The sequence below is a fragment of the Chryseobacterium sp. WLY505 genome, assembly GCF_030846215.1.
In the GTDB taxonomy this organism is placed as follows: domain Bacteria; phylum Bacteroidota; class Bacteroidia; order Flavobacteriales; family Weeksellaceae; genus Chryseobacterium.
On the sequence record NZ_JAVCWI010000002.1, the window covers coordinates 230988 to 251527 of the forward strand.

A 20540-nucleotide genomic window follows, 5' to 3' on the forward strand; every position below is an offset into this window, starting at 1 on the left:
TATTAATTTTTTTTTAATCACAGCCAAAAGATCATGACTCGATCATGTGGATAATAGCAATGTCAACCCATACATTATATGGATTGACACTTAGCTATCGCTATGTTTTATTAACCCGCGTACTTAGAAGCCCATTTTGCTTTATAGTCTGCACGGGCATTAATAAAGTCAATGTCTGTTCCCTGAGCAATGGCATCAAGGGGAAAGCGTAACGGACGTGAACCCTTCTCCATTTCTATCAATTCTAAAATACCATCTGCGATGGTTTGTGGATTCATATTGAACTCCTGCATTTTACCAAACAGGCCTGCTCCGATAGCATTGAACATTTCGCTTGCTACAGGATTATATTCTTCTGCAATTTCGGTACGGTCTGCATTATTGCCTTGTTTCACTCCAGAATTCATTTCAGTAGGATATACTCCCGGCTGGATAGTTACATTTTCGATGTTGAACTGTTTCAACTCATCCTGTAATGATTCTGTAATAGCCTCTACACTGAACTTGGAAGCAAGATAAGGTCCCATAAAAGGTAAGGAATGGGCGCTTGCTCCGGATGTCAGATTGATTATTAACCCGTTTTTAGCTAGTCGCATTGAAGGTAGAACAGCCTGATAGGTACGGATGACACCAAAAAAATTAACTTCAAAGAATTTTTTTATCTGATCTATTGAGTAGGCTTCTACCAAACCAAATCCTGCTAAGCCGGCATTATTTATCAAGACATCAATTTTTCCATATTTATTCAATGTATTTTTGAAGGCATGTTGAACAGAGGCATCATGGGTAACGTCTATATCTACCACTTCTACATTGGGAAGAGCAGAGAGTTCTTTTGCTGCAATATCATTTTTTCCATTGATTTCACGCATTCCGGCAATAACGGTATAGCCTGCTTTTGCAAGAGTAATTGTGGTTAGTTTTCCAAATCCAGTACTTGTTCCTGTGATGAATATTGTCTTTGTCATTGTTGTAAAATTTTAATTTATTTAACAAGACAAAGATGGAAGATTATCCTTTTATTTTTCATTGATATATGCTTGAAAAAAAAGCAGACAAATGTCAATGAAATTCTCAATAATTATTTTTTTAGATTATTTTTTCTTATTCTGGTAAGGGTTTCAGGAGTTACCCCAATATAAGAGGCAATCATATGCTGCGGAATCCTATTGACCAGCATAGGATACATCTGTAAAAAGTTCTGATACTTTTCTTCAGCCGAGAAACTGATATTGGCATGAATTCTATTCTGAGAAATCACGAAACTTTTTTGTAAAATTTTATTAACCAGATCATTTAATGCTGGAATTTCCCTGCAGAGCATATTAAAATCTTCCTGTTTTATCAAAATGATTTCTGAATCTTCAATAGCATCTATATTATATTTAGAGGGAGTTCCACCAAGTAAACTTTCACGGTCGCCAGTCCAGTAGTTCTCTGGAGAAAAATTCATAATATGTTCTTTACCATTCGTGTCAATAGAGAATGTTTTCAAAAATCCACGGCATACAAAGGCATTATATTTCCATATTTCTCCTTCGTGAAGTATATATTGTCTCTTTTTCAATTTTTTAAGGATACATACAGATTCAATAAGCATTAATTCTTCGTGGGATAAATGTATTTTGTCTGTAAGATAACTTTTGAATATCTCGAACATTCATAGTAATTTACTACAAATATATGAAAGGGTACTTATTAAATTTGAACCATTATGCATAAATTGATAAGAGCTCCTTTTTTGGAGCTCTTATGTTTTTAAATTTTATTCTTCAACATTTTTTAAGGACATTAAAAGATTGTATGCTCCTTTTGTAACAAGCTTTTTATTTGCAAGATCATTCTGTAAAATTTCTATAAATCCGTTTTCTGAATTTCCTACTTTAACTTCTTTCATCTCGAAAATATTTTTTCCTTTCATTTCAAAAATATAATTTTTGTTCTCAAATCTGACAACGGCATCATTAGGTAATACTGAACCATTGCTTGTATGTGCTTCTACGTCAGCATTCATATACATGCCTGGAATAAGCTCCTTGTCATAATGATCAAAATGGCAATGTACTTCAATGGTATTATCTGCAGAAATATTCTTGCTGATCAATATAATACTGGCGCTGTATTTCTTATCAGGAGCTGTATTGGTATATGTAATTACTTTCTGTCCAACTGATAGCTGGTCTATATCCTTTTCATAGACGTTCAAAGCTAAATGAATATCGGTAGGATTCACCAGTTCAAAAAGGACTTCAGTAGGGTTGACATACTTCCCAATATTGACATTAACAACGGATACAAAACCATTTATCGGAGAATAAATATTAATCGTTTTAGAAATGTTGTTGGGCGTTAAGGTGGAAGGATTGATGCCAATTAATCTAAGCTTTTGCTCCAAAGATTTTACCAATACATTTTGTGTTTGGTAATTGGATTTAGTTTGTTCATACACTTTATCACTGGTAGCTTTGCTTACATTCAGTTGTTTCTGTCTGTTATATTCGCTGTTGTTGTATGCATATTGTGCTTTGGCTACAAGGTAATCCTGTTGAATCTGGATGTATTGAGGATCTTCAATAACAGCAATTACCTGACCTTTTGAAACCTGCATCCCGGGAAGAAGTCTGGTATATTTTAGATATCCTCCTAAAGGAACACTTACTGAGATCTTATTTTGTGGGGGAACATCAATTTTCCCGTTAACTTTCAGTTTTGATGAAATATTTTGATTTCCAACACTGCCAACTTCAATCCCTGCATTTTTGTACTGTGCATCAGTGAGGGTAACCCTATTGTTTTCTGTTTTCGCCTTTCCTTCTTCTTTTTGTCCTTCTTCCTTCTTTCCTTTGCAAGAACTGAGGAGAAGAGCTGTACATATAATGAGAATTAATCTGTTCATAATTAATTATTTGATTTTGAATTAAATGTAAATGATGGCTTCAAAGCCAGAAAAGTATCTGCTAACTTCTGAACAAATGTTCTTTGGTCTTTAGTTTCCATTGGTATTGAATTTTGGATCGAACGAATTAATCTCAATAAGGCTATTATTTCTGTTCTTTAATGCTTCTATATATTGATTCTGAATATCGATAGCCTGATTGGTTAAGATTACCCATTGAAGATAATCGATATCTCCTCCTAAAAACTGTTTCTTAGCAGTGGAATTGATCGTTTGTACATGCTTCATCCCTGTATTTTGGTAATACTCAACGGCTTCATTGTATTTCTGAAATTCAATCAGAGCAGACTGATAATTGACCTCAAAATTTTTCAGATTATATTCATATTCAGCGGTAGCAACGGCCTGATTGGCTTCAGATGCTTTTATCTTAGCTTTCTGACCACTATTAAAAATAGGAATCCCAACTCCAACAATAACAGACTGAAAGCGTGGTGTGCTGTTGTATTCCTTATTATCAGCTCCCGTTCCTTTCATTCCCATAATGTTATAGCCCAAAGAAAGACTTGGAAGTAGTTTGCTCTTTTCAACCTCGGTTTCAGCAATAGAAATATCTTTTCTCTGCTTTAAATATTGAAGATAAGGATGTTCGTTAACGGGAACTCCGTTTAACGAGGTTTGCTGAAGCAAATTATTATCTTCAACATTTGCAGTATAAGCTGTTTCAGTATTCAACAATAATTGGAACTGAAGTTGAGAAATTTCTAAATCTCTTTCCAGCTGATTTAACTGAATAGCAATTTGTCCACGCTGATTTTCTGCAGTGGTTTTTTCTAAAATATTACTTTCCCCAACCTTAAAACGAAGATGAGCCTTATTAAGAAATTCTGCGTATAATGCATCATTTTCCTGAAGCAGGCTTTTCTTCTGTTGAAGATAGACCAGATTATAATATACCTGGGCAACACTCTTACGAAGTTGTGCCTCTTTAACATCAACATTTAGTAAACTGTTTTTCCAAACTTCAGTCAAAAGATTTTTATGAGCTGAATAAACTTTCGGAAAATCTACTGATTGAGAAATCCCGGCTCTTATATCTGTGTAGAAACTGTTGATTTGTCCAACTTCTGCAGTAAGATTGGTTGCTGGAATAAGCGCATTCGATTTGATAAGAATTTTATTATAATCAGCTCTCAATTTTTCGTTTTTCATGGACAAATTGTTTTCAAGCGCAATATCTGTTGCTTCTTTTAAAGATATGATTGATTGTGCTTTTGCATTAAAAAGTCCTAGAAATAGACATACAGCAATGATTTCTTTACCCGGCTTTCTTTTGAAGGTAAATTTTCTTTTTTCCACCATTATATAGAGAATTGGTAATACAAAAAGAGTAAGGAACGTCGCCACGATGAGTCCTCCAATAACTACTGTGGCCAAAGGTTTTTGTACTTCAGCACCCTCTCCGGTACTTAAAGCCATAGGTAAGAAACCTAACGATGCTACAAAAGCAGTCATCAAAACAGGTCTTAGACGGACTTTCGTTCCTTCAAGAACGACATCACGTAAATTGGTTATTCCTTCTTTTTTGAGTCGGTTAAATTCCGATATCAAAACGATTCCGTTTAATACTGCAACTCCAAATAATGCAATGAATCCAATTCCTGCAGAGATACTGAAAGGCATTCCTCTTAGAGCAAGCGCAAAAACTCCACCGATAGCCGAAAGTGGGATTGCTGTGTAGATTAAAAAGGCCTGTTTCATAGAGTTAAAAGCAAAATATAATAGAATAAGAATTAGAGTTAAAGCAACCGGAACGGCAATAAATAATCTTGATTTTGCTTCCTGTAGATTTTCAAAAGCACCACCATATGTCACATAATAGCCAGGAGGAAGTTTCATCTGTGTTTCAACTTTATTCTGTAGTTCCTGAACCATAGTCTGTACATCTCTTCCTCTGACATTGAACCCAACGATAATTCTGCGCTGTGAATCTTCTCTTTGGATTTGATTAGGTCCTTCAATGATATTGACATCTGCAATTGAACTCAAAGGAATCTGCTGCCCATTAGGTGCTGATACCAATAAATTCTGAACATCCTCAAGATTTTGTCTTTTATCTCCCGATAATCTAACAACGAGATCAAAGCGTTTCTCACCTTCGTAAACAGTTCCGCCAACAGCTCCTGCAAAGGCAGAATTCACGATATTATTTACCGTTTTAATATTCAGACCATATTGAGCAATCGTTGCTCTGTTAAATTTAATGACGATCTGAGGCATTCCGGTAACTGCTTCCACATAAACACCGCTGCTTCCTTGAACTGAACCTACAATTTTCCCTAATTGGGCTGCATATTTTGCCAATGTATCCAAATCTTCTCCGAAAATTTTGCAGACAACATCTTGCCTTGCTCCCGAAATAAGTTCGTTAAAACGCATAGCAACGGGATACTGAAAACTAAATGTCACCCCTGGAACAGCTTCTAATTCCTTTGCCATTTTTTCTTCTAATTCTTCATAAGTATTTGCAGATTTCCATTCTTTTCTGTCTTTAAGAATAATCATCATATCTGTAGCATCAATGGGCATAGGATCGGTAGGAACTTCACTGCTTCCTGTTTTTCCCACGACTTTTTCAACTTCAGGAAATTTCTCCAGTATAATTTTGGAACCTTTTGAAACGGCATCAATAGATGTATTCACATTGCTTCCGGGTAAAACACGGGTTTCCACTGCAAAATCACCTTCCGGTAAAGAAGGAATAAATACACCTCCTAATGTTGACAAAATGAAAATAGCGACAACAAACATGGTAACAACTGAAGTAAGAATAACTTTTGGAATTCCAAGAACTTTCTCCAAGAGATCTTTGTAGGACTTTTCCAACCTTGCCATAATCCTGTCAGAGAAATTTTCCTTTACCTGAACTTTTTTACTTAAAAATAAAGCAGTCATCATAGGAACATAGGTTAATGATAAAACAAATGCACCTGCCAATGCAAAAGCCACCGTTTGAGCCATTGGAGTAAACATTTTCCCTTCAATCCCTTTTAAAGCAAAAATCGGGAGATAAACAATTAAGATAATGGCTTCACCGAATATGGCTGCGTTTCTCATTCTTGCTGATGTACCCAGCACTTCATCATCCATCTGTTTTTGAGATAGAATATTGATACCCGAATACACTTTTGAATGTCGTATCCTGTGCATAACGGCTTCCACAATAATGACAGCTCCATCGACAATTAATCCAAAGTCTAAGGCTCCCAAGCTCATAAGGTTTCCGCTGACCCCAAATGTATTCATCAAAATCACTGCAATCAGCATTGATAATGGAATAACAGAAGCTACAATAAGTCCTGCCCGCATACTTCCTAAGAAGAATACCAGTACAAATACTACAATTAATGCACCTTCAATAAGATTTTTAGTAACTGTACTGATGGAATTATCTACCATTTTGGTACGGTCCAAAAATGCATCTATGACAACACCTTCAGGAAGGTTTTTTTGAATTTGATCAATTTTTTCCTTAATATTTTTGATAACTTCGTTGCTGTTGGCTCCTTTCAGCATCATTACAACTGCACCGGAAACCTGCTGTTCTCCATTGTAGGTCATCGCTCCATATCGGGTAGCACTTCCCACTCTTACCTGAGCAATGTCACGAATAAGCAAGGGAATACCATTGTCAAGATTTTTAACGACAATATTCTGTATATCTTCCTGAGTTCCCACAAGACCTTCACTCCGAATAAACAAAGCGGTTGGTCCTTTCTCGATATAAGCACCTCCTGTATTCTGGTTATTATTTTCTATAGCAGTAAATACATCACTGATAGAGATATTATTAGCTTTCAATCTTGCCGGATCAACAGCAATCTCGTATTGTTTCAAAAGACCTCCGAAACTGCTTACTTCAGCAACGCCCTTAACGCCAATAAGCTGACGGCGTACAATCCAGTCCTGAATCGTACGGAGTTCCATCGCATTATATTTGCCTTCGTATCCTTTCTTAGGACGAACAGTATACTGATAGATCTCTCCCAAGCCTGTAGTAACTGGAGCTAAAGTTGGCGTACCAAATTCTTTGGGTATTTGGTTTTGTACCTGCTGTAGTCTTTCAGAAACCTGTTGTCTTGCCCAGTAGATGTCTGTATTATCATCAAAAACTATTGTTACTACTGATAATCCGAATCTGGAAAAACTTCGAAGTGATTTTAATCCGGGAATATTATTATTGACCTGTTCAATGGGAAATGTAATTAATCGCTCTACATCCGGAGCTCCAAGAGAAGGTGCAACAGTAATTATCTGCACCTGATTATCTGTAATATCGGGAACTGCATCTATGGGGAGTTTTTTCACTTCATACACCCCATAACCTATTAAGGCTATGATAAAAAGCCCGATAATGAGTTTGTTCTTAATAGAAAACTCAATTATTTTATTAAGCATATTTTATTTGTTAAGCATTAAACATCCGTATCGACATAAGCCGAACGTGTAATGGCTCAAAAGAAAACTTCTTCTGAGAATGTAAAATGATTAACAAGAACGTGGGGGTTGCCAAATGCCTTTGAGGTGGGCAGAAGGTATAAAAGAATTTGTATAATATAGAGGTTTCTCTTTAATCTCAGCAATAGTCTTTAAAAAAGAAAATGTATTGATTTGAAAATTGAACACAGCAATATGAGGAGCATGAGCATCAATACTTTTAAAAGGTAGATTCTTATGATTGTGTTTTGCTGAGTTGTAATGAGAGTTGTTATAAGAATAATGTTCTTTCAAAAATCCGATAAAAGAGCTGGCTTCATCATCATGTTCTTCCTGATGCAATAAAAAATGTTCTATAAGTTCCGGGAGCTTCAAGAGTTGTTCACCTATGCTACTGGTAGATAGGAAAATGATAAGAAAGAATATGGATAAAGCTCTTTTCACTTACACAAAGTTAAGAAAAGAAATAAACTTGATGAATTTTTTATGAAAGTTCATAATTAATTTTTTTTAATAAGAAACTTGAAGAAACTTATCAGTAAGCGATGAACAAAGATTTTAAAGATTCCTAAAATAAATATTATCCGATTACAAACGACTACAAATGGATTTAAATAGTTTATAACCGACTGTGTATAGGAATCATCGCAATCTTTGCAACAGAGATTTGAGAAAGCAGTGAACGTCTCTTATCTGAATTTATTAATCTTTAAAATATAAAAGTTATGTCACTAAGAAACAAAGTAACATTAATTGGTTACACAGGAAAAGAAGTTGAAATGGTAAACTTCGACAACGGAAACGTAAAAGCAAGTGTATCCTTAGCCACCAGTGATCATTACACGAATGCTAAAGGAGAAAAGGTAGAAGAAACACAATGGCACAATTTGATTGCCTTTGGGAAAACAGCAGAAATCTTTGAAAAGTATGTTACCAAAGGAAAAGAAATCGCTGTTGAAGGAAAGCTTACCTACAGATCTTATGATGATAAGGATGGGGTGAAGCGGTATATCACGGAAATTCGTGTAGATGAAATCCTGTTGCTGGGAGGAAAATAATTCTAAAAAACACAAATGATGAAAGTAAAAGTTTTTAAAATCAGGCTGCCTGAAGAATTTCTCTACAAAGACCAGAAAATGCTGGATGATTTTCTGGAAGGTAATGAGATTATGAAAGTAGAAACAGCCTTTGTGAGTGAAGAAAAATACTGGTCTGTAATATTGTATTTTGAAGATTTAAAACTGACAAAAAATACAGTAAAAGAACCAAAGGCAGTAAAATATTCTGCAGAAAATGATCTTTTGAATACAGATGAAGAAAAAATTCTGGATGCTCTGAAACTCTGGAGATCAGAAAAAGCCAGAGAACAAAATCTACCCACATATTTCATCGCGAGTAATAAAGAACTGATATCTGTTGCTAAGTATAAACCTGCTAAGAAAGAAGAGTTGCTTGAAATCAAAGGGTTCGGAAAGCATAAGATTGAAAATTATGGTGAAGAGATCCTTGAAATCCTGGAAAGCGTATGATTTTTTGGAATAATTGATAGTATTAAAGGAAAAGCTGAGGGAAGTCTTTCTTCAGCTTTTTTATACTATGTAAAATTCCTTTCAATTCCTTACTTTTGCATTTATCAAAATGACATACAACAAATGAAGCCAAGTTTAGCAAAAGGGACGAGAGATTTTACGGCACAGGAAGTTTCAAGAAGAAAATATATCATCAATATTTTACAGAATAATTTTGAATTATTCGGTTTTCAGCCTTTGGAAACACCAAGTTTTGAAAATCTTTCTACATTGACAGGAAAATACGGAGAAGAAGGTGACCGCTTGATTTTTAAAATTTTAAATTCAAGTATCAATGAGGCAAAAGAAGAGAAAAAGAATCAGATGCTTCATGACTTTCAAAAAGCATTAGAAAAGCCATTCAGTGCAGAAAGTCTTACCGATAAGGCCCTTCGTTATGACCTTACTGTACCTTTTGCAAGATTTGTAGCGATGAATCATGGTAAACTGACGTTTCCGTTCAAACGTTCTCAGATCCAGCCGGTTTGGAGAGCAGACAGACCTCAGAAAGGAAGATTCAGAGAATTTTATCAGTGTGATGCTGATGTGGTAGGAAGTGAAAGCTTATTACAGGAAGTGGAGCTGGTTCAGCTGTATCTGAAGTCTTTTGCTGATCTGCGAGTTCCTGTAACCATTCATATGAACAACAGAAAGATTCTTTCCGGATTGGCAGAATATGCAGGAATCACAGATAAACTGATTGATTTTACTGTAGCATTGGATAAACTGGATAAAATTGGGAAAGAGGGAGTTGTAAAAGAACTCTTGGAAAGAGAAATTTCTCAGGAATCTATCGATAAACTGGATTTCTTATTCAGCCAGTCAGACGATGCGCTGGAAAATCTTCTTCAGCTGAAAGAAAAATTTGCAGGAAATGAAATCGGTCTGAAAGGAGTAGAAGAACTTGAATTTGTTCTTACACAATCCCTGAACCTGGGTGTGGATATTCAAAACCTTGTCTTCAATATTACTTTGGCAAGAGGTCTGGACTATTACACCGGTGCGATCTTCGAAGTGAAAGCAGATGAAGTTGCTATGGGATCCATCGGAGGAGGAGGTAGATATGATAACCTGACTGAAGTTTTTGGAGTGAAAAACATTCCGGGAATCGGAATTTCATTCGGATTAGACAGAATTTATCTGGTCATGGAAGAATTGAATCTTTTCCCTGAAGAAGCATCCGCCAAAATTGAATATCTCTTTGCCAACTTTGGAGGTGAAGGAATCACTGATGCCTTGAAGCTGATTATGAAGCTAAGATCCAAAGGAATTTCAGCTGAATTATATCCTGAAAATGCAAAGATCAACAAGCAGTTTACCTACGCTGAAAAGAAAGGTATAAAGAATCTTGTTTTCCTGGGTGAAGAAGAAATTAAAAATAATACCGTTACTTTTAAAGATCTTGAAGCTGGAGAACAAAAAACTGTTTCTTTAGAGGAGTTTTTAGGAGAATAATTTTTAATATTTAAAAAACAGAACAACTGCAAAATTACTTTTGTGGTTGTTTTTTTTTGATGGATGTTGAGAATTTAAATACTTTTGAATAAAAAAGGAATGACTAATAATTGTGCATTGTGTAATACAGAACTAACATCCATGGATACTCTTCTGGGAGCGAATACGCTTTCGGATGGTAATGTTTTATGCAATAAATGTTTGAATAAAGTGAGCGATATCAATGAAGAATTGCTTTACAATCTTAATAAATTCAGCATTAAGGATATCAATAAAATGATGAGTGCAGAAAAAGCTGAAGAAATTCAGGCAGTTACAGTGGCAGCACAGAACCTTCCTGCAGCCATAAATTCCGGATCTCATCAAATCTCAAAAGAGGTTTATAAGCGAAGACATCAGAAAATAAAGAATGAGCTGGAAATGCTTCATGCTAATCTGTCCATGTTTACCAAAGGAGAAATCAAAGAGCTTCCTTATCTGATTTCAGAAGATGAACAGATCACAGCAATTACCGATGCTCAGTTTGTCAATACATTGGATGCCGGAGTGTTGGTGGCAACACCCAAAAGGATGATTTCTGTATCAAAAGGAATGTTTGGTGCCGCAAAGATTAATATTTACCCTAATGAAAACATACAGTCGGTGAGCTTTGTAACCCATCCGAGATCTCCTATTATTAAACTGCATCTGGAAGAAAGAATAGTGGAGTTTGAATGCTATATGGATAAGGAAGACGCAGAGAAGTTCTATGGTACCATAAAAAATATTTACAACAATTCTCGGGAAGAGTTTCCAAAACAAATCGGTACAGCAGGTAAAAGTACTTCGGTTTCATCAGAAGAAGTTTTTAATCAGCTTGAAAAATTAGGAAAGCTGAGAGAGAACGGAATTTTAACCGATGCGGAATTTGCAGAGCAAAAAAAGAAATTATTGGAGCAATTAAAATAAAACCTTTAACACCAAATTATGAAGGATAAAGTATCTTCAAAAATTGTAGAAAGCTGGCTGAAAGGATGGTGCCTGTCAAGAGAAGTGCCTTTTCCTGTACCCTATAAATCCGGATTTCATGTGATTGTAGGAGATGAAAAACAGAAAGAACGTTTTGTATTTCCTGAGCTTAATGATAATTTTTTCCAGCTTGCCGAATCCATTGATGAACCGTGGATTTATCTGAAAGTATCCACTTATCCCGACCAGTTTATAGAGAAAATTCCTGAAAGATGGCAACTGCAGTCACAGGGATATATGATGACCTGCTTTCATCCTATGAAATTTCCGGAAACCAGCCTTTCAGAAGGGTATCATCTTGAGTTTTCTGAATATAATACAACCTTTGTGATCAGAATTGTAGCTGAAAATGGCGAACAGGCTTCCATAGGCAGGGTCTCGCTTATAGATGACTGTGCTATTTATGACAGGATCATTACCGAAAAAAATCATCAAAGGAAAGGACTTGCCCGTTTTTTATTGAAGGAATTGGAGAAAATCGCTTTGTCCAAAGGATTTTCAAATAATCTCTTAGTAGCCACGGAAGAAGGAAAACTATTGTATGAAACCTTAGGCTGGAAGTTGTACAGTCTGCATACTTCCATTGTGATACCCTCAGAAGACTAAATGTTTTTATTGAATTACATTTTTTTGTTAATAAACAGTAAATTAGACCTATAACCTAATGCTATGAGTGAAAAATCAAGACTTAACGAAATAAGAGAAGAACTTAAAAATCTCGATATCAGTCCTACCATATTTGCCCGGAAAGAAATTCATGAATTGCCGGATATTCTTTCACCAGAGGAAAGAATTGTCTATCTCGTAGAAGGTAGAAACAAACTGAACAACCATCATATTATTTTAGTAGCTACCGACAGACGGTTGATTTTTGTAGATAAGGAATTCATGTACGGATTGAAAGTAGAAGACTTTTCTTATAGTAAAATAAGCTCCATCCAATATGAAAAGGAATTCTTACTCGCCTCTATAGATATTCAGGTTAGTGATGATGTTGTAGAGATTGATGGAGTAGGAAAGTATCATGCTGAGCTGTTTTGTGAAAAAGTAAGAGATTTCATGTCACATCCGGAAACACATTTTGAGAGCAAAGCTGAACCTAGTGTTTTAGATCAGCTGGAACAATTGGGAAGATTAAAAGAAGCAGGGGTTTTAAGCGAAGAAGAATTTCTTGAACAAAAGAAAAAATTGATGGAAAAACTGCAATAAAAATGTGGAAAGTTTTTAATAATAATTGGTATAACTCTGTATTGGTTTCGGCTCTTGTAGCTTTCTTCTGCTTTTTTGGACTTTCTCTATTTAATAGGTATACATTGTATATCTGCTGTTTTCTTCCTTTTATTTTTTTTCTGATAACTTTGGTTCAGGGGATTATCAGGATTGTAAAGAAAGATTATTTGAAAGGAATTTTGCAGATTGTTTCTACAGGAGCATTGGCAGCAGTTACTTTTAGTTACTTCACCTTTGCATTGACGTTTTATCCTTATGATTTTTTTGCGGAAGGATTAAAAATTCCGGAAAATATTAAATTTGAAAAACCCTTGAAACTTAATGATGAAAAAGACAAGATAAGTACTTATCAGAAGGACTTTATTCTTTACGACTATTTTCAGCCGGGGATGTATAAATATGATCTGTTTCTACATAAGATTGAAAAAGGGAAGGTATATCTGAAAATATTTGAAATTACTAAAAATCAGATCCTTTCTGAGGGGAACATAAAAAAGAATAGCCAGATTGAAGTAGAAAATAAAACAGGTGAATTAAAAAGATTTGAATTAAAAGATCACTTTACAATTTACGAAGGCGACTGGGGACAGTTTTATGGAGGTAGAATTGAGGTGTGGTTTAAGCCGGATAATAAACCTGAAAGAAAATTAATCACAAAAAACTATATTATTCAGGGCTGGATGAGATAGATGATTTAAAGAATTAAACAATGGAAAATTACTTAGAAATTAATAAAAAATCATGGAACGCTAAAGTAGAACCTCATCTGAAATCGGATTTCTACTTTGTAGATGAATTTTTAAAGGGAAGAACTTCCCTGAACTCAATAGAATTGGATCTTCTTGGAGATATAAAAGGAAAAACCATTCTGCATTTGCAGTGTCATTTCGGACAGGATTCTATCTCCCTGTCCAGAATGGGAGCTGAGGTTACGGGAATAGACCTTTCCGACAAAGCGATTGATGCAGCCAGAGAGCTTGCAAAGCAATGTGGTATGGATACAAAGTTTATCTGTTCAGATGTATATGACTTGCCAAATGTTCTTGATCAGAAATTTGATATCGTTTATACAAGTTACGGTACTATTGGTTGGCTTCCAGATCTTGAAAAATGGGCTGGAATTATCAATCATTTTTTAAAACCGGAAGGGCAATTCATTATGGCAGAATTTCATCCTGTTGTCTGGATGTTTGATGATGACTTTACAAATGTAGCTTACAATTATTTCAATGAGAAGCCGATTGTAGAAACTTATGAAGGTACTTATGCAGATCAGTCTGCTCCCATTATACAGGAATATGTGATGTGGAATCACTCGTTAGCAGAAGTTCTTGATAATTTGATACAAAAAAATTTACAACTGAATGTTTTCCGGGAGTTTAACTGGTCGCCATATCCTTGTTTCAGACACGTAGAAGAATTTGAAAGAGGAAAATGGAGAATTCCACAGTTTGGAAATAAAATACCTCTGGTATTTGCACTGGCAGCACAGAAAAGATAAAAGAATCAAAGACTACTCAGATTGATAAGTCTATTCTGTATCATTTCAATTTATAAACGGTTATATAAAATAAAAAGTCATCGCAATTACTATTACGATGACTTTTTCCTATATATGAATGTTAAAAAAAACTGCTCTGTGTCGGTTAGCTTAGGGAATCCTCAGCTTTTGTTTTTACTTCGTCCACTTTATTCTGAACCTGGGAAGCAACATCATTCGCTTTGCTTTTAAGGTCATTTCCCCACTTATTAAGATTGTCTTTTGCAGTATTGATTTTATCTTTTACAGCTTGTTGATCTTCAGGGCTAGAATTCTTATATTTCCAATAAGCTAATGCACCTAATCCTAGTAAAGCTAATAAACCTTTTGTCTTGTTTCCCATGATTTCTATTTTTTTATGTATTAATATTAAAATTTGTTGTTATGAATAATGTAAAATACGTGCCAAAAAAATAACTGGACTTATAAAAAAATGTTAAATTTAAGAAAAGACTTCAATTTTTTCACCATCAAAACTGGCAAAAACCATAGTGGGATACGAGTCCTGATGATAGATATTTCCCTCTTTATCAATAGCAATGGCACCTGCAAACCCATCGATGGTTTTAAGTTCATCAAACGTTTTGGTAAAGGCCTGTTCAAGGCTCATACCATCACTAACTCTGGTTACAATTTTTGCAGCAGTAGCATTGCTTACAATGTCTTCACCTACACCGGTACAGCTTACTGCACAAAAAGCATTGGCATAATTTCCGGCCACAGTGGCAGAGTCTGAAATTCTTCCGGGAATTTCAAAACCTTTCCCTCCGGTAGACGTGGCAACAGCCAGTTTTCCTTCGTGATCTATCGCTACACATCCTACAGTTCCTTTCCCTCCATTGGCTAGTTTGGCTTCATATTCTTTTCTTCTTTGAGGAATTTCTGTAGAAAAATTTTCAAAACCATTTTCCGTAGCATAGAGTTTAGCGCCATTTCCTCCTAAAACTCTGTCATCTTCATTGATGAGGTCTTTAGCAACAAAAATAGGGTTCTGCACATTTTGAATATTAATCACACCGCTTAGTCTCTGAGTATTTCCATTCATAATGGCAGCACTCATACGGATAACACCATCGCTCTGGATTTGAGAACCGATTCCTGCATTGTATAGCGGATCATCTTCTAATAAAGAAACGGCATAGGCAACGGTATCAAAAGCCGAGTGAGTTTTAAGGTAGTCGAATGCCTTTTGAACAATTGCTTTTAAAGAATTCTGTTTTGCTGTTTTTACTTCGTGGCTTTGGTCGCTTTCCGAGAAAAAGCCTCCGTGGATGATGATTTTCATAGAATAAGAGTTGATGAATATTTTTACGAAGGTAATTTATTAATAAAAGATAAAAGATAAAAGATAAAAGATAAAAGATAAAAGATAAAAGATAAAAGATAAAAGATAAAAGATAAAAGATAAAAGATAAAGTTGGTAAACAACTATTATAAATCTGGATATCAACATCAATAGAGGTGGGCTTTAGCCCGCCTTACAATAAACAGATTAAATCCATTGGCTTTAGCCAAACTTAAAATATGAATATTAAATAAAAAACGGAACCGAGGTCCCGTTTGTATAGCTGTATTTATTGTTTTATTTATCCTGTGGTATCGGATTAAATTGAGAGTTTTCAATAGTCAATTTCTTTGTTGTAAGATCATAGTGATCGTTCATAGACATCACATGTACCGTTAAGTTATCAATAGAGATCGGTTCTCCCAGATTGATATTCGTAAGATTGGTGTCTTTGATAAATCTTCCGTCTACCAGAATTACAAGACCTGAACCTACAGCAGTCATCACGTCATTATGAATAAAAAGTCCTGTATCTTCACCCAATCCGATTCCCAGGGTTCTTGGATTGTTGACCACCGCCTGGAAGAGACGCCCGATTCTTCCCCGCTGTACAAAATGCGTATCAATTATGACATTATCAATCAGTCCCAGCCCTTGAGTGGTTTTGATTTCGCCTTTCAATAAAGCTTCAGAGCTGCTTCCCTGATAGATCATATTTTCAGAAGCTGCAGCGGCACCTGCAGAAGTTCCTGAATAGATAAAATCCTGTTCCTGATATTTTAATAAAACCGTATCATGAAATCTTGTTCCTCCAAGAATAGAGGTCAGTCTCAGCTGATCTCCTCCGGTGAACATCATTACATCGGCGGCGTTTGCCCTTGCTACCATAGCATCAGAATTGGCTTCCTCACGGTTGTGGATATCCAGAACATTCACATTTTTTGCTCCCAGGAATTCAAATGCTTTTTTATATTCAAAACCAACGATCTGGGGAATTTGAGAAGCAGTGGTAACGATTTCAATGACAGAATTTTCCTTTAGTTTTGATTCGTTGATGATCTTTCGTAAGATCCCACGTTCAAAAAAATTAAGATTCTTTTCGATATTCTGATCATAATCGGTTTCAGCAAAACTTCCTTTGTTTACAGCGCCTCCGATAACTATTAATTTTCCAACAGGTTTCATCATGGTACAAAATTAAAAAATAATTCACATTCTTTGGCTAATTTCATGCCATCTTTACTTGATTTTTAATGTTTTAGGAATGTTAATTAAAATTAATTTTTTTTTGACGAATCTTTAAATGTGGTATAGTTTCGTTTAGGGTTTTACATTATCTTTGGTTTTGAAAGGAGTTATTGTTAACTGTTAAAATGCCAATAGACTATGAAAATCGAAAAGATTCAGGCACTAAGAGGTCCTAACATCTGGAGTATCAGAAGAAAGAAGCTGATACAGATGAGGTTAGACTTAGAAGAAATGGAGAATTATCCTACCAATAAAATTGAAGGATTCCGGGAAAGGATTGAAAAATTACTTCCCTCATTAATTACACACCGATGCTCGGAAGGAGTGGAAGGAGGCTTTTTCCATAGAGTGGAAACGGGAACCTGGATGGGACACGTCATTGAGCATATTGCTTTGGAAATACAAACCCTGGCAGGAATGGATGTAGGGTTTGGAAGAACCCGTGAAACAAAAACTCCTGGAGTATATAACGTAGTATTTAATTATATTGAAGAAAATGCAGGAATTTATGCTGCAGAAGAATCTGTAAAAATCGCAGCGGCTCTGGTTGAAGGCAGAGAATATGATTTGCATGCATGTATTCATAAATTAAAAGAAATCAGGGAGCGTGTCCGTCTTGGGCCTTCTACCGGAAGTATTGTGGAAGAAGCTGCTTCCAGAAGGATCCCATGGATAAGGTTGGGAACCAACTCATTGGTACAGCTTGGCTATGGTGTGAACCAACAAAGATTTCAGGCTACCATCACCGGAAAAACAAGTTCTATTGCTGTAGATATTGCCTGTAATAAAGAACTGACGAAAAGAATGCTTCACGATGCAGCGATTCCGGTACCGATTGGAGATCTGACAGTTGATGAAGAAGGATTAAATGCCGTGATCAGAAAAATCGGGTATCCTATTGTTATCAAACCTTTGGATGGAAACCATGGAAAAGGTTCTTCTATTAATGTCAACGATTGGGATGCGGCTAAGATCGGCCTCGAGCATGCTCAGAAATATTCAAGAAAAGTAATTGTTGAGAAATACATCACGGGATATGATTTCCGTATCCTGGTGATCAACAATAAAATGGTGGCTGCTGCCAGAAGAGTTCCTGCTCATGTTGTAGGAGATGGAGAAATGAACCTTCAGCAGCTTATAGAGAAAGAAAATAAAGACCCAAGAAGAGGCTATGGCCATGAAAATGTGCTTACCGAAATTGAAGTAGATAAAGACACTTTAGAATTACTTGATAAACTTCAATATACTTTGGAGACGATTCCTCAAAGAGGAGAAGTGGTTTATCTGAAATCAACAGCCAATCTTTCTACCGGTGGGACTTCCATTGATGTAACAGATATGGTACATCCGGAAAATATCACAATGGCAGAAAGAATTTCCAAAATTATCGGATTGGATGTCTGCGGGATTGATGTGATGGCAGAAAACCTTACACAGCCTTTAAAGGAAAGTGGAGGAGCTATTATTGAAGTCAACGCTGCGCCTGGATTCAGAATGCATCTTGCACCAAGTGAAGGACTGCCAAGAAACGTAGCAGCGCCGGTAGTTGATATGCTGTATCCACCGGGAAAGCCTTTTACCATTCCGATTATTGCAGTAACAGGAACCAATGGAAAAACAACCACAACAAGACTTATTTCTCATATTGTAAAAAGTAATGGTTACCGGGTAGGATTTACGACATCAGATGGAATTTATATTCAAAATACCATGCTGTCAAAAGGAGATACAACCGGACCACTTTCCGCAGAGTTTATCTTAAAAGATCCTACCGTAGAATTTGCAGTTCTGGAAACAGCAAGAGGTGGAATTTTACGTTCCGGACTTGGTTTTTCACAATGTGATATCGGAGTTTTAACCAATATTGAGGAAGATCACCTGGGAATGAATGACATTCACAGTTTAAAGGATCTTACCAAAGTAAAACGTGTGGTACTGGATAGTGTGAAAAAGAGCGGCTGGAGTGTTTTGAATGCCGACAATGATTATTCCATGAAGATTGTGAGTGATCTCGATTCTAATGTGGCTATTTTCAGTATGGATGAAAACAATCCTCATATCGTAAAATTTGCCAAAGAAGGAAAAATCACCTGCGTGTATGAAGAAGGTTTTGTCACCATCAAAAAAGGAGACTGGAAAATCAGAATAGGAAAAGCCAAAGACTTCCCGATTACGATGGAAGGAAAGGCCAGATTTATGATCGAAAACGTGCTGGCAGCCAGCTTGGCAAGTTATCTTTACGGATTTGGAATCGAGGATATTTCGAACTCTTTGAGAACCTTTATTCCAAGTGCTCAGCTGACACCGGGAAGACTGAATGTTTTTAAATTCAAAAACTTTAAGGTGTTGATTGACTTTGCTCACAACCCTTCCGGATACGAAGCGATTGAAGATTATCTGAAAAATGTAGAATCTACCAAGAAAATCGGTATTATTTCCGGTGTCGGAGACCGAAGGGATAATGATATCAGAGAGTGCGGAAAAATTGCCGGAAGAATGTTCGATTATATTATTATCCGAAATGAAAAGCATCTTCGCGGAAGAACGGAAGAGGAAATCAACGGATTGATTATTGACGGCATTAATTCTGCTGGCAGAGACGTAAGCTATGAGATCATTCCTAAAGAAATTGAAGCATTGAAACATGCTATCGGAATGGCAGAAGAAGGAACATTTATCACAGCTTTAAGTGATGTTATTTCCAATGCCATCGATCTGGTTCAGGAATACCAGGCCAAGGAATTGCTGGAAGACGATAAAAACTTATAAATACATCCTTATAAAACTTATAAAAATTGCAATACGGAATAAAAAACGTATTGCAATTTTTATTTTTGCTGTGCTGTATCTGTTTTATCTCAGGAAATACGCACAATTAAATTCTTTTATTACGGTTTCCCGTAGGGTTACCAATATATTCTGTCCTTATATTTACGGAGTTTGTATAAACTAAAAGTACAAGAAGTTTTTTTAATGCCTTCCCTTTTGGGAAGGTTTTTGTTTTTTTATGACTGTAGTCGTATTTCCGAATTGTAGTGCATATTATATTTGAATGCTTGAAAATTTCACATGAAAAAAAAGCCACACATTTCCTCCCGGTGATCCGGGAGGTTTTTCTTTGTATTCGCTGCAGACAAAGTATGGCGGCTTATTTTGGCAGAGTGATTCGGGTAGTGTTTAAAGGTTTAAGATAAGCGATCTTTTTCTCAGCTACCATTTTTTCGAACAGTTTGTTTCTTTCAGGAATGGATAAATTAATTATTTTATCCAGTTCATTGATATCTGAACCGTTCCAACCTCCATTCTTCTTATGATCTTCCCTTATTTTCTCTATTATTTTAGCTTCTATTTCTTCCATGTTTTCCATGGTTCAAATATACTACTTAATAAACATTTGATAAACTAAAACAATCCATCCGAGTCCACATGTCCAGGTAATAAATCCAATCAGCTTCAATTGCCAGTCCGGGCTTTGAAATAGCAGGCAATCTTTAATAAAATCTTTCATCTTTCTAAGATACTTTGATTGAACGTTTTTTGTTTACGGAAATCCGTAACGATTATTTTTTTATGTTAAATCTCTTATTGGAGAATAATATTTATATTTGGTTTCTAACTAAAATCAAAACCATGAAAAATTTAAAAAAAATCTCCAAGGAGAAATTAAGAAGTATTACAGGAAATGGAGGGTGTCCTCCAGGCTGGCATGATTGCCCGCTTCCATGGAATGAAAAAGTGTGCATTCCACATGATAATGAAATGGCATGTCCCGATTTATAAAATGGTCCCTCGCTAAGAGGGATTTTTTGTTCT

19 protein-coding genes are annotated in these 20540 nt (G+C 35.8%); 10 read left to right on the plus strand and 9 right to left on the minus strand.

Features of this window, described 5'->3' with window-relative positions:
* Window positions 1-110: 110 nt before the first annotated feature.
* The 5 genes from RAH34_RS06480 to RAH34_RS06500 all read right to left on the minus strand — a co-directional run bounded on the left by RAH34_RS06480 (window position 111) and on the right by RAH34_RS06500 (window position 7837).
* A complete protein-coding gene (locus RAH34_RS06480; protein WP_306595562.1) occupies window positions 111-968 on the minus strand; it encodes an SDR family oxidoreductase in 858 nt (285 codons plus the stop codon).
* A gap of 113 nt (window positions 969-1081) precedes the next feature.
* Window positions 1082-1660, minus strand: coding sequence for a Crp/Fnr family transcriptional regulator (locus RAH34_RS06485; protein WP_306595563.1), 579 nt, complete (start codon window positions 1658-1660; stop codon window positions 1082-1084).
* A 105-nt stretch (window positions 1661-1765) separates the two neighbouring features.
* Complete coding sequence (locus RAH34_RS06490; protein WP_306595564.1) at window positions 1766-2896, minus strand: efflux RND transporter periplasmic adaptor subunit; 1131 nt, start codon at window positions 2894-2896, stop codon at window positions 1766-1768.
* Between the two features lie 90 nt (window positions 2897-2986).
* Window positions 2987-7354 carry a CusA/CzcA family heavy metal efflux RND transporter gene (locus RAH34_RS06495; protein WP_306595565.1) on the minus strand — a complete coding sequence of 1456 codons (4368 nt, stop codon included), beginning with the start codon at window positions 7352-7354 and terminating at the stop codon, window positions 2987-2989.
* A gap of 90 nt (window positions 7355-7444) precedes the next feature.
* On the minus strand, window positions 7445-7837 hold the full coding sequence (locus RAH34_RS06500; protein ID WP_306595566.1) for a hypothetical protein: 393 nt from the start codon (window positions 7835-7837) through the stop codon (window positions 7445-7447).
* Between the two features lie 281 nt (window positions 7838-8118).
* Between RAH34_RS06500 and RAH34_RS06505 the strand changes: the two genes are divergently transcribed.
* The 8 genes from RAH34_RS06505 to RAH34_RS06540 all read left to right on the plus strand — a co-directional run bounded on the left by RAH34_RS06505 (window position 8119) and on the right by RAH34_RS06540 (window position 14155).
* Entirely contained in the window at window positions 8119-8451 is a 333-nt protein-coding gene (locus RAH34_RS06505) for a single-stranded DNA-binding protein (RefSeq protein WP_062675086.1), read from the plus strand.
* A gap of 15 nt (window positions 8452-8466) precedes the next feature.
* A complete protein-coding gene (locus RAH34_RS06510) occupies window positions 8467-8922 on the plus strand; it encodes an HRDC domain-containing protein (protein ID WP_228411999.1) in 456 nt (151 codons plus the stop codon).
* Between the two features lie 123 nt (window positions 8923-9045).
* Window positions 9046-10416: a histidine--tRNA ligase gene (hisS, locus tag RAH34_RS06515; protein WP_306595567.1), complete on the plus strand. Its 1371-nt coding sequence runs from the start codon at window positions 9046-9048 to the stop codon at window positions 10414-10416.
* A gap of 99 nt (window positions 10417-10515) precedes the next feature.
* Window positions 10516-11364 (plus strand): PH domain-containing protein, encoded by an 849-nt coding sequence (locus RAH34_RS06520; RefSeq protein ID WP_306595568.1) that lies wholly within the window; start codon window positions 10516-10518, stop codon window positions 11362-11364.
* Between the two features lie 18 nt (window positions 11365-11382).
* On the plus strand, window positions 11383-12030 hold the full coding sequence (locus RAH34_RS06525) for a GNAT family N-acetyltransferase (RefSeq protein WP_306595569.1): 648 nt from the start codon (window positions 11383-11385) through the stop codon (window positions 12028-12030).
* Between the two features lie 63 nt (window positions 12031-12093).
* Window positions 12094-12633: a PH domain-containing protein gene (locus RAH34_RS06530; protein ID WP_306595570.1), complete on the plus strand. Its 540-nt coding sequence runs from the start codon at window positions 12094-12096 to the stop codon at window positions 12631-12633.
* A gap of 2 nt (window positions 12634-12635) precedes the next feature.
* Complete coding sequence (locus RAH34_RS06535; protein ID WP_306595571.1) at window positions 12636-13343, plus strand: hypothetical protein; 708 nt, start codon at window positions 12636-12638, stop codon at window positions 13341-13343.
* A 20-nt stretch (window positions 13344-13363) separates the two neighbouring features.
* A complete protein-coding gene (locus RAH34_RS06540) occupies window positions 13364-14155 on the plus strand; it encodes a bifunctional 2-polyprenyl-6-hydroxyphenol methylase/3-demethylubiquinol 3-O-methyltransferase UbiG (protein ID WP_306595572.1) in 792 nt (263 codons plus the stop codon).
* Between the two features lie 145 nt (window positions 14156-14300).
* On the opposite strand, the gene RAH34_RS06545 is transcribed toward RAH34_RS06540, so the two are convergent.
* From RAH34_RS06545 to RAH34_RS06555, 3 genes are all read right to left on the minus strand, one after another.
* Window positions 14301-14537: a YtxH domain-containing protein gene (locus RAH34_RS06545; protein ID WP_034695510.1), complete on the minus strand. Its 237-nt coding sequence runs from the start codon at window positions 14535-14537 to the stop codon at window positions 14301-14303.
* Window positions 14538-14636: 99 nt separating this feature from the next.
* Window positions 14637-15479 (minus strand): isoaspartyl peptidase/L-asparaginase, encoded by an 843-nt coding sequence (locus tag RAH34_RS06550; protein WP_306595573.1) that lies wholly within the window; start codon window positions 15477-15479, stop codon window positions 14637-14639.
* Window positions 15480-15776: 297 nt separating this feature from the next.
* A complete protein-coding gene (locus tag RAH34_RS06555) occupies window positions 15777-16664 on the minus strand; it encodes a cyanophycinase (protein WP_114821373.1) in 888 nt (295 codons plus the stop codon).
* Between the two features lie 201 nt (window positions 16665-16865).
* On the opposite strand from RAH34_RS06555, the gene cphA reads away from it, so the two are divergent.
* Window positions 16866-19496 (plus strand): cyanophycin synthetase, encoded by a 2631-nt coding sequence (cphA, locus tag RAH34_RS06560; RefSeq protein ID WP_306595574.1) that lies wholly within the window; start codon window positions 16866-16868, stop codon window positions 19494-19496.
* A 379-nt stretch (window positions 19497-19875) separates the two neighbouring features.
* Here the strand turns inward: cphA and RAH34_RS06565 are convergent, their stop codons facing one another.
* Window positions 19876-20085, minus strand: coding sequence for a hypothetical protein (locus tag RAH34_RS06565; RefSeq protein ID WP_162800934.1), 210 nt, complete (start codon window positions 20083-20085; stop codon window positions 19876-19878).
* A gap of 272 nt (window positions 20086-20357) precedes the next feature.
* On the opposite strand from RAH34_RS06565, the gene RAH34_RS06570 reads away from it, so the two are divergent.
* The gene (locus RAH34_RS06570) at window positions 20358-20507 is read left to right on the plus strand and encodes a hypothetical protein (protein WP_162800935.1); all 150 of its coding nucleotides are present in this window, start codon (window positions 20358-20360) and stop codon (window positions 20505-20507) included.
* The last annotated feature ends 33 nt before the right edge of the window (window positions 20508-20540 follow it).

Excerpts from the sequence above, each read along its gene's own strand:
- RAH34_RS06480 (WP_306595562.1), bottom strand. The coding sequence starts at position 968 with ATGACAAAGACAATATTCATCACAGGAACAAGTACTGGATTTGGAAAA.
- RAH34_RS06485 (WP_306595563.1), bottom strand. The coding sequence starts at position 1,660 with ATGTTCGAGATATTCAAAAGTTATCTTACAGACAAAATACATTTATCC.
- RAH34_RS06490 (WP_306595564.1), bottom strand. The coding sequence starts at position 2,896 with ATGAACAGATTAATTCTCATTATATGTACAGCTCTTCTCCTCAGTTCT.
- RAH34_RS06495 (WP_306595565.1), bottom strand. The coding sequence starts at position 7,354 with ATGCTTAATAAAATAATTGAGTTTTCTATTAAGAACAAACTCATTATC.
- RAH34_RS06505 (WP_062675086.1), top strand. The coding sequence starts at position 8,119 with ATGTCACTAAGAAACAAAGTAACATTAATTGGTTACACAGGAAAAGAA.
- RAH34_RS06510 (WP_228411999.1), top strand. The coding sequence starts at position 8,467 with ATGATGAAAGTAAAAGTTTTTAAAATCAGGCTGCCTGAAGAATTTCTC.
- hisS (WP_306595567.1), top strand. The coding sequence starts at position 9,046 with ATGAAGCCAAGTTTAGCAAAAGGGACGAGAGATTTTACGGCACAGGAA.
- RAH34_RS06520 (WP_306595568.1), top strand. The coding sequence starts at position 10,516 with ATGACTAATAATTGTGCATTGTGTAATACAGAACTAACATCCATGGAT.
- RAH34_RS06525 (WP_306595569.1), top strand. The coding sequence starts at position 11,383 with ATGAAGGATAAAGTATCTTCAAAAATTGTAGAAAGCTGGCTGAAAGGA.
- RAH34_RS06530 (WP_306595570.1), top strand. The coding sequence starts at position 12,094 with ATGAGTGAAAAATCAAGACTTAACGAAATAAGAGAAGAACTTAAAAAT.
- RAH34_RS06535 (WP_306595571.1), top strand. The coding sequence starts at position 12,636 with ATGTGGAAAGTTTTTAATAATAATTGGTATAACTCTGTATTGGTTTCG.
- RAH34_RS06540 (WP_306595572.1), top strand. The coding sequence starts at position 13,364 with ATGGAAAATTACTTAGAAATTAATAAAAAATCATGGAACGCTAAAGTA.
- RAH34_RS06545 (WP_034695510.1), bottom strand. The coding sequence starts at position 14,537 with ATGGGAAACAAGACAAAAGGTTTATTAGCTTTACTAGGATTAGGTGCA.
- RAH34_RS06550 (WP_306595573.1), bottom strand. The coding sequence starts at position 15,479 with ATGAAAATCATCATCCACGGAGGCTTTTTCTCGGAAAGCGACCAAAGC.
- RAH34_RS06555 (WP_114821373.1), bottom strand. The coding sequence starts at position 16,664 with ATGAAACCTGTTGGAAAATTAATAGTTATCGGAGGCGCTGTAAACAAA.
- cphA (WP_306595574.1), top strand. The coding sequence starts at position 16,866 with ATGAAAATCGAAAAGATTCAGGCACTAAGAGGTCCTAACATCTGGAGT.
- RAH34_RS06565 (WP_162800934.1), bottom strand. The coding sequence starts at position 20,085 with ATGGAAGAAATAGAAGCTAAAATAATAGAGAAAATAAGGGAAGATCAT.
- RAH34_RS06570 (WP_162800935.1), top strand. The coding sequence starts at position 20,358 with ATGAAAAATTTAAAAAAAATCTCCAAGGAGAAATTAAGAAGTATTACA.